The organism is uncultured Campylobacter sp., assembly GCF_938045775.1.
Lineage (GTDB): Bacteria > Campylobacterota > Campylobacteria > Campylobacterales > Campylobacteraceae > Campylobacter_B.
Genome location: NZ_CALIBH010000258.1, coordinates 1 through 9,319, shown reverse-complemented (window position 1 = coordinate 9,319; position 9,319 = coordinate 1). Strand labels below are relative to the sequence as shown.

At 40.2% G+C, this 9,319-nt stretch carries 7 protein-coding genes; 2 read left to right on the top strand and 5 right to left on the bottom strand.

Translation table 11 applies throughout. From position 1 onward, the window contains the following. Positions 1 to 607 (top strand): peptidylprolyl isomerase (locus Q0238_RS10775; protein WP_297945933.1); only part of this gene is annotated, 607 nt, incomplete at its 5' end. Between the two features lie 118 nt (positions 608 to 725). Beyond that, a complete protein-coding gene (locus Q0238_RS10770; RefSeq protein ID WP_297945932.1) occupies positions 726 to 962 on the top strand; it encodes a hypothetical protein in 237 nt (78 codons plus the stop codon). A gap of 114 nt (positions 963 to 1,076) precedes the next feature. Here Q0238_RS10770 and Q0238_RS10765 read toward each other — a convergent pair whose 3' ends face one another. Genes Q0238_RS10765 through Q0238_RS10745 form a run of 5 tightly spaced genes read right to left on the bottom strand, consistent with a single transcriptional unit; the run spans position 1,077 to position 9,009 of the window. After that, positions 1,077 to 4,172, bottom strand: coding sequence for a type I restriction endonuclease subunit R (locus tag Q0238_RS10765; protein ID WP_297945931.1), 3,096 nt, complete (start codon positions 4,170 to 4,172; stop codon positions 1,077 to 1,079). 20 nt (positions 4,173 to 4,192) lie between these two features. Then, on the bottom strand, positions 4,193 to 5,284 hold the full coding sequence (locus tag Q0238_RS10760; protein WP_297945930.1) for an AAA family ATPase: 1,092 nt from the start codon (positions 5,282 to 5,284) through the stop codon (positions 4,193 to 4,195). A 4-nt stretch (positions 5,285 to 5,288) separates the two neighbouring features. Further along, entirely contained in the window at positions 5,289 to 6,467 is a 1,179-nt protein-coding gene (locus Q0238_RS10755; protein WP_297945929.1) for a restriction endonuclease subunit S, read from the bottom strand. Beyond that, positions 6,464 to 7,456 (bottom strand): RhuM family protein, encoded by a 993-nt coding sequence (gene rhuM / locus Q0238_RS10750; protein ID WP_297942717.1) that lies wholly within the window; start codon positions 7,454 to 7,456, stop codon positions 6,464 to 6,466. Before rhuM ends, Q0238_RS10755 begins: the two co-directional genes overlap by 4 nt. Continuing rightward, positions 7,453 to 9,009, bottom strand: coding sequence for a type I restriction-modification system subunit M (locus tag Q0238_RS10745; protein WP_297945928.1), 1,557 nt, complete (start codon positions 9,007 to 9,009; stop codon positions 7,453 to 7,455). The genes rhuM and Q0238_RS10745 overlap by 4 nt, the downstream gene beginning before the upstream one ends. Between the last annotated feature and the right edge of the window lie 310 nt (positions 9,010 to 9,319).

Here is a 9,319-nt window from a genome sequence, read left to right as displayed (position 1 = left end):
ACTCAAAACCGCTGTGCAAAAGCAAGGCATGAACTACGATGACTTTAAAGCAAATGTCCGCCGCACACTGCTTGAAGAAAAGCTCTATGGCTCGATATTCGCAGACGTACAGCACCGCACGACCCCTGAAAATGTCAAAAAATTCTATAGCCAAAATAGTTCATTATTCACGACTTTCGACAGCATCACGCTCACCCGCTACATCGCAAAATCGCAAGCTCCGCTCGATAAGATCCGCGCAAATCCGAAGCTCCGTCCGAGCGACGTGTATGTGATGAAGGGCACCCTCAAGGCCAATCAAATGGATGAGGGGCTCAAATATATCGTCACAAACGTTGAGCAGGGCAAATTTTCGCCGATCATCCCTACGCGCAACGGATATGAGATGTTTTATGTAAACGACAAAAAAGGGCTTCGTACGCTTGATTTTGACAGCGTGCAAGAAAAGGCGATCGAAGGCTACGTGACCTCTGAGCGCAAAAAGGCAATCACCGAGTTCAATGACAGACTCCGCTCAAACGCTAATATCCGCATTATCGAGCATCCGCAGGCAAAAGCGCAAGGCACAAAAACCGCTCCGAAAGTTAAAGTGCAAAAAAGGCAGTAAATTTTAAAATCCGATGCCGCGCATCAAATTTTATAGAATTTAACGCCGATGACGCAATGGCGAGCACGCAGCTTGCCTGTTCGCGCGTAAAATTTTGATAAAATTTAAAGGCTTCGTGGTGATAACTATCAAAAATTTTACCGAACTTAAAAGCGATCCTAGAGGCGGCGGCATAAGCGCTGCGGACTTTGGTGCGAGCAAATTTTGCTCCCACATCAATGCCGCCTCAAAACTCGTCGCCGTTTGGAGCGATAACAACAGCGGCGAGGAGCTAAATTTTAAAATTGATACGAATCTACATCATCGTATTGACACAAATTATACTTCTTTGTTTTCAATGCAATATATTTTATAACTCAACAACAATTTTTCTAATAATTTTCGTCTGTAAAAATATAATCTAAACGCATAAAACGCCTATTTGCATCGCTTATATAGTACAAAATAATACATCCAAATTAAGTCGTGCCTAAACCTCAATGCCGACTTCCTTAAATTTATCCACGAAAAAGGCGATTTTTTCAAACGCGTCTTGCTTTGCGCTTAGATATTTCGGACTTAGAGGGCTCATTTTAGGCAGGCTTTCATTTAAATCGGTTCCATTTGGGCTTGCGTATCCACGTTTTAGCGACGCGCTAATATACCTTTTTGCAGCATTTTCATTTAAATTTAACGAGCCAATCAGTTCTTTTGCTTCGCGCGACATCTCGCTTTTTGCAAATTTAAAAAACGCCTCGACTACGCCTGCTCTATCTTTTAACTCGTCCAAATCAGTCCCGTTTATAAAATCTACTATTAGCCCCTCTTTTGAGCGATTTTCCAGGCTGGCGCGGATGATCCTGCGGATCTCTTCGGTAAGCGCGATCTTATCTTTAATCTTTTTATTGTGCTCAAATATTAACCCCAAAATATAGTCTAAATTTATCTCCTGCGACTTGAGTAGGTCAATCTCAAAGACCACGTCGTCCCAGTCCATCTTTTGCGCCTCTTTGCGTTCGCCCGCTCTTTCTTTTCTTAGCCAGTCTCTTATATCGTTATAGGTAGAGCGGTAGTCTTGGAGCGCTCGCACGCTAGGCACTTTTATGCTTTGCATCTCCTGCAAATCCTCTTCGCTTAGATAAAATTTTTCTTTAAATTCGCGCACGGCATTCTCATCATTCAAATTTACCCCTTGCAGAGCCTGCAGCGCCGCAAATTCGTCATAGTTTTGCAGAGCATTTTCTACGCGAAGATACTCGCCAAAAAGCTTAACAAAATCCTTTTTATCCTTTTGCATTTCTATTGCGTTAGGATCTGAGAAGCGCGCCTCAAGCTCGCTCGTAACTTCTAGAAATCCTCGTCTGGCCTCGCCGGTAGCAGCATCGGTAAAGCCCTGCATATATTCCTTATAGCTTTTTTCCAAAATTACGTTTTTGGTACTGTTTTTACCAAAAAGCGTGATGGCATCGATCGTAGCTTGCTGCAAGTCTCTAAAAGTCACGATATTGCCAAAGGTCTTAGTGGCGTCTAGGATTCTATTCGTACGTGAAAAAGCCTGCATAAGCCCGTGATAACGTAAATTTTTATCTACGAATAGCGTATTTAACGTAGGTGCGTCGAACCCTGTTAAAAACATGCCCACAACCAAGAGCAAATCGACTTCTTGCTTTTTCATGCGTTCACTCAAGTCGCGGTAATAGTCCTGAAACGACCTGCCCTCGATGCTAAAATTCGTCCTAAAATAGGCGTTATAATCTTTTATCGCCACATTTAGAAATTCTTTTGAGCTCATATCCATCGTCTCTGGCTCAAAATTTTCGTCTGCTATCTCACCTATAACACCCTGCTCCTCGTTTTGCGAAAATGAAAAAATCGTTGCTACTTTTAGCGGTCGCTCTTTATCTTTTTGTAAATTTTTAAACGCCTCGTAGTATAGCTTCGCGGCTTCGATAGAGCTTGCTGCAAACATAGCGTTAAAGCCTTTACCGCTTGCGTTTAGTCGGTGCGTTTTTTGCCTAAAACGATCCAGGATATACTGCGAAATCTCTTTTATACGATCAGGGTGCAAAAATGCCTCTTTACTCTCCGCAGCGCTTAGTTTTAGCTCATCTTTTTCGGTCTCAAATTCTCTAAATTTAGGCCTTACGTCGTTATAATCAACCTTAAATTTAAGCACTTTTTCGTCTCGCACGGCATCGGTTAATATATACGAGTGAAGCTCACTTCCAAATACGCTTTGCGTCGTCTCCGCCCCTGACGCATTTTGCGGAAATATCGGCGTACCAGTAAAACCGAACTGGAAAAATCGCTTAAATTTTTTCTTTAAATTTTTCTGTGCCTCGCCAAACTGCGAGCGGTGGCACTCGTCAAATATAAAAACGACCTCCTTTTGATATACAGCCAGCTCGCTTTCGCTTTTCATCAGATTATTTAGCTTTTGTATGGTCGTTACTATTATTTTGCCGTCCTCTTTTTCCGTATTTCGTTTTAGTTCGGCGCAGCTTGCGGAGCCATTTACGCTATCTTTTTGAAATTTTTGATACTCCTTCATCGTCTGATAGTCTAGATCCTTACGATCTACTACGAAAAAGACCTTATCTATAAAATCAAGCTGAGTGGCGAGCCTTGCTGCCTTAAAGCTAGTTAGAGTTTTGCCCGATCCTGTCGTATGCCAGATATATCCACCGCCCTCCGGCTTTGCATAGCATTTGCTAAGATGCGAGCTATTTATCTTCCACAATATACGCTCGGTTGCTGCGATCTGATACGGACGCATGATTAGCAGCGTATCGCTCGCATCAAATACGCAGTATTTTATTAGCACGCTTAAAAGCGTATTTTTCGCTAAAAAAGTCGCAGTAAAGTCCTTTATGTCCCTAATTGGCAAATTTTTAGAATCCGCCCAGTTGATAGTAAAATCGAAACTACTCTTGTCGCGTTTTGTGGTATTTGCAAAGTAACGCGTATCCGTGCCGTTTGAGATAACAAAAATTTGCAGGTATTTAAATAGCGAATTTGACGTATTAAAGCTCTCTTTGGCATAGCGGTGGATTTGATTGAACGCTTCTCTTATCGCCACGCCGCGCTTTTTTAGTTCGATTTGCACGAGCGGTAATCCGTTAATCAAAATAGTAACGTCGTATCTATTGACAAACGATCCCGTTTGCTCGAATTGATTAACGACTTGCACGCTATTTCGCGCGATATTTTTCTTATCGAGAAGGTAGATATTTTGTATATGCCCATCATCAAAAACAAAATCATAAATGTGATTGTCTTGGATTTTGCGAGTCTTTTCATTCACTCCGTCGTTTGGCGCGTCGAGATATTCTTTAAGCAATCTAGTCCACTCAGAAGGCGTAAATTTAACCTCGTTTAGGCTTTCCAGTCGCTGTTTTAAATTTTCTAACAGCTTTGCAGGAGAGTTTATTTCTTTTGCATATTCGTAGCCTTGTGCAACTAGATCGTTTATCAGCTCGCGCTCCATATCCGCTTCGCTTTGGTAGGTTGACGGCTGGATGATTTTTTCATAAACGTCCAGGACTATGAAATTTTTACTCTCGGCTATCGGCTTGATTTCGGTCATTTTCTTCCTTTGTTAGTTTTTTATTTAAAATGGTATATTGAGCTAATTTCCTGAATTAAAAATCCTAATACTCTTTTGTCGTTATCGTTTGGCTCAACACTCTCTTCGGCAGAATGTTTAGAATGACTTGAAATATTAATCAGTCTTGTTTCATACGGTTTTGAATCTCCGCCTGGAGTATTCGGCAAGAGATCGCCCCAGCTTTTATAACCAAGAAAAGTAGAAGTCTTTTCTAAAATATTTCTTAGAAAATTAAAATGGTACTTCTTGATTTGATTGCTCTCAATGGCTTTTTCTATCTCGGCTTTTAAATACAGATGATAAGCAAAGGGCGAATCATTTTCTTGTTCTTCTAAAATATACACCCTGTCTTCATTGTTTTTTAAAACAAATTTATAGGCATTTAGTCCATTGTGCAAAACATTATAAAATAGGGGATTATGCGTAGTAATGATAAATTTTATATCAGATTCGCTCCCCTTTATTCTCTCAGCTAAATTCACAGCTATTTCTATTAGATTGTTCTCGTCCAGCGAACTAACTGGATCGTCTATAAAAATATATTTTAGATCATCAAATTCGTGAGTTGATCGATTATCTGGTTCCGCTATATTTAATTCATTTATTACTTGCCTTATTAATACATAAAAAATACTCCAAATAAAAATACTTTCTTCTCCTTTTGAAATTTTAATATTATCTTCGGAGGCATTGTCATCTATAAAAGAAAAAGAAACTTCTGAAAAATTTGCATCGAATCTAGGTTCAAGCTTTTTACCTACATAAAGCTGAAAAGTATCAATAACCTCTTTATCCAATCCTTGTTCTTGAAATACCCAGCTAGTAAAAGAATTCGGTTGTATTTTTAATTTTGGCTCGACATCATTTTCTATATCGTTATCCCAATAAAATAAATCCTGCGTAAAAGCATTATAATAAATAATTTTCTTTTGGTCAGAGTCACTGTTTTCATCGGCTCCTGATTCTATTAAATTTTTAAATTCTACAGATAAACGAGTCTTGCCCGTACCGTTAAAAGCATAAATTAATTGTGCTTTTTTATTCGAATTTTTAAGCTTATTTGCTATTTCGTTAAGAGTACCAGCAAACACTACTCTATATCTCCTTTTTAATTTCCGTAAAGCTTAATAGCCTTTCTCTGTAATATTCATACTGCTTTTGTCTTAGCTTTATCTCACACGGAAGGCCCTCGGCTATAGAGTTCACGAGCGTGTCAAATTTGTCGAGTATTTCGACGATTTTGCGCTGGGTTGGTAGTGATGGAACAGGGATTTTATATTCCAAAATAGCATTCTTATTTCCTCGTGGCATTTTTGCGCCTTTTGCATTTTTCATATTATAATCGAAAAATTTATCATCAGCCAAAATTTGATACAAATATCTAGAATTGACGCTTTCGTCGTTTAAACGCAAAACCAAAACGTCGCCACTTGCTCCACCAGTGCAGTCAGCTTGCCAAATTTTCTTTAAATAAGGACGAATATTGCCTATCAAAATATCGCCGCTTTCAAACTTAGTACAGTTTCCGCTTGCCGGAACGTATTTTGACGATACTTTCCCTGCTTTATTTTGAAGCAAATTTTCCACGCCGACGTAATTTAGCTCATTTAAAGAGTCAAATTTAATTCTATCGCTCGAGTAGTCTGCAATGCTCCTAAGTGTTTTTAGTTCATACCCCCCATTTTTATTGAGCTCGTCAAAGCTTAAAAGGAAGTCGCGATAAAATTCGTATTGCTTTTTCCTAGCTGTAAGCTCTGCTGTAAGCTCTGCTGTAAGCTCTGCTGTAAGCAGCGTGAAATAGTCCAAAATGCGGACTATTTCACGCTGTACTTCTATCCGAGGTACAGGGATTTTAACTTTATCAATATCGCTTTTGTTGAGTGCAGGAATACTTCCTCTGGCAACCAACATATCCATATTTTTCTTTTCAATCGACTTTAAAAAATAGAATACAAATTTAGTTAAAACATACTCCTCATCTTTTGAGGTGTAAGGATAGCATAATCCACCAGCCCAAAATTTGCAATCAATGAATTTTACAAAACCCGCATATTCGCCTCGTGAGGCAATTGTAAAAGCATTGGCTTCATTATTGTACTTATCATAAAAGCCGTAGTAATCCCTACCTGAATTAACAACAGGATATACTCCTTTGTCCACTAAATCTTCTTGTTTAAGCGTGCCTTTTGCTAAGCTCTTACAAATAACTCCAAGTTCATCAAATTTTACCCCTTCAGAGCAAAATTCATTTATCAAATCAAAAATTTTACTCATTTCTTGCCTTTGTCTTTTAGCTTTAAATTTATACTTTTGACGGCGTTTATATATTCTTTCTCGACCGGAGTTAGGTTGTTTTGTCGGTATTTTGCATATTCGGTGTCAACTTTTTTCATAGCCTCGCTATGACTTACCGAGCCAGCATTTTGCAAAACGCCTTTGCCGTAAGTTACGCTAAATTTATCCAGCTCGCTTATCCAGTCTCTCATATACATCGGCTCGCGCTCGTGCGCCTTCACCTCGGCAAGATCGAAAAACGCCGAAACCAAGCGATTTAATCTAAAAAGTTCATCCTCGCTTAGGTAATTTTTCGCCGTTTTAGCCTCGTTTAGCGTCGGCATTTGGCCTTTAAAATTTGTAAGCCCCATAAATTCTTTATCTCCGTTTACTCTACTAAAAATAATCTCGGAGGCGGTTTGCTCGCTAACGGCGTAATGAAGCTTGTTTTGAACTATTTTAAAAAATTTAATACTCTCGTCGCTTTTTGGATCGTAGTCGTAGCTAGTGGCGTAAAGGTCGAGTACTTGGCGATACATCGCTTTTTCGCTACTACGGATATCGCGAATGCGTTCAAGCAACTCTTTGAAATAATCGCCGCCGCCCGTGCCTTTTAAGCGTTCGTCGTCAAGCGCAAAACCCTTTTTTATATATTCTCCTAAGCATTGCGTCGCCCACTGACGAAACTGCGTACCGCGAGATGAACGCACGCGGTAACCTACGGCTATAATCAAAGGCAAAGGATAATAAGCCATTTTACGCTTTATATTGCGCCCGCCTTCATTTTGAACTGTCAACTGAAAGTTGACAGTTGCTTTTTCATCTATCTCATTTTCTAAAAAAATAGCCTTTATATGCTTGCTAATATTTTGTTTGGTCGTCTGGTAAAGTTCCGCGATTTCAAGTTGCGTCAGCCAAAGCTGTTCATCAAATTTTTGCAAAGAAAATCTTGACTTGCCATCGCTTGTCGTGTAAATAATAGCTTTCATATTTCGCTGCCCGAATTTATTTCCGCAACGATTTCGTCGATTTGTTCGCGCAAATTTGAGATTTTAGCCACGGTCTGCTTTATCTGTAAATTTAACTCGTTTATGTCGATAACCTCGCGTGTATCTTTTGCCTCGACATAAGAGCTTACGGCTAGATTGTAATCGTTTTGGACTATTTTTTCATTATCTGCGAGTGCGCATACATGGGCGATATCTTCTTTTTTACCAAAAATTTCTATTATTTTCGCAATGTGTTCGTCAGTTAGGACGTTGTTGTTTGTTCTTTTTTCAAAAAACCCACTAGCATCTATAAACTGCGTTTTAGTCTCTGTTTTATGCTTTGAAAGAACAAGGATATTAACAGCTATCGGAGTGCCATAAAAAAGATTTGGGGCGAGCGCGATGACGGTCTCGACAAAATTTTCTTTTACGAGATATTCGCGGATCTTTTTTTCCGCACCGCCTCTATAAAAAATGCCCGGGAAACTAACTATCGCGGCTCTGCCTTTTGCCGAAAGGTAGCTGAGTGCGTGCAAGATAAAGGCAAAATCCGCCTTGCTTTTTGGCGCAAGAACGCCCGCAGGAGCAAATCTAGGATCGTTTATGAGCGTCGGATCGTCGCTACCGATCCAGTTGATGGAGTAAGGAGGATTTGAAACGATAGCGTCAAAAGGCCTATCGTCGCTAAGCTTTGGATCTAGTAGCGTATCGCCGATCTCTATGTGAAATTTAGAGTAATTAACGTTGTGTAAAAACATATTCATACGCGCCAGGTTGTATGTCGTGTGATTTATCTCCTGGCCAAAAAATCCATCCTCGACCTCATGTTTGTCAAAACGCTTTTTAGCCTGCAAAAGTAGTGAACCAGAACCGCATGCTGGATCGTAAATTTTATTTACGTGCTCTTGTTCGTGCATGGCAAGTGCGGCGATGAGCTTTGAGACATTTTGCGGAGTGAAAAACTCGCCGCCGGATTTGCCTGCATTCGCGGCATAGTTCGAGATAAGAAACTCGTATGCGTCGCCAAAAAGATCGATATGGTTGTCCTTAAAATCACCAAAATCAAGCTCGGCCACGCCTTTTAAAACCGCTGCGAGTCGCCTGTTTTTCTCTGTAACACTATTTCCTAAACGGTTGCTAGTAGTATCAAAATCGGCAAAAAGCCCTTTTATGTCCTGCTCTGACTCATACCCGGCTGCCGAGCCTTCGATACTTTTAAAAATTTGATCTAAATCGGTATTTAAATTTGCGTTATTGTCGGCATTTTTTACGACGTTTTTAAATAACTGACTAGGGTATATAAAATATCCCTTCGTAACAATAGTATCGTGCTTGATCGCTTCAAGCTCCGGCGAATCGTCGGGCAAGCTTGCGTAGTCAAAATCATCGTCGTCGCCCTCTATATAATCCGTAAAATTTTCGCTAATATATCTATAAAACAACGTACCTAGGACGTATTGCTTAAAGTCCCAGCCGTCAACAGCGCCTCTTACTTCATTTGCAATACTCCAAATTTGGTTTTGCAAGGCCTTGCGTTGTGTCTCTTCGCTCATTTAATAGTATCTCCTAAAAAATTTTATGCATATAGAATGGGGGGCTGCCGATAAAATTTAGAAATTCCATACTTTAATTTTCGCAGCAAAATTTCGCTTCCTAAAATTTCATCGCAGCATGGTGCTGGCAGAAGGCTGCTCGCGCTACCTTCCGCTTAGATACTCCTGCAGCGTTTTAACTTCAAGCGCAGAGTCGTCCTTTATCGAGCAGATCGAGCGCGTAGCGGCGATCGCCGCCTTCATCGTCGTAAAATACGGCAGTCTAAAGCGCAGCACGCTCTGGCGGATCTTCGCGGCATCGGTGGAGCTT

Excerpts from the sequence above, each read along its gene's own strand:
- Q0238_RS10765 (WP_297945931.1), bottom strand. The coding sequence starts at position 4,172 with ATGACCGAAATCAAGCCGATAGCCGAGAGTAAAAATTTCATAGTCCTG.
- Q0238_RS10755 (WP_297945929.1), bottom strand. The coding sequence starts at position 6,467 with ATGAGTAAAATTTTTGATTTGATAAATGAATTTTGCTCTGAAGGGGTA.
- rhuM (WP_297942717.1), bottom strand. The coding sequence starts at position 7,456 with ATGAAAGCTATTATTTACACGACAAGCGATGGCAAGTCAAGATTTTCT.
- Q0238_RS10745 (WP_297945928.1), bottom strand. The coding sequence starts at position 9,009 with ATGAGCGAAGAGACACAACGCAAGGCCTTGCAAAACCAAATTTGGAGT.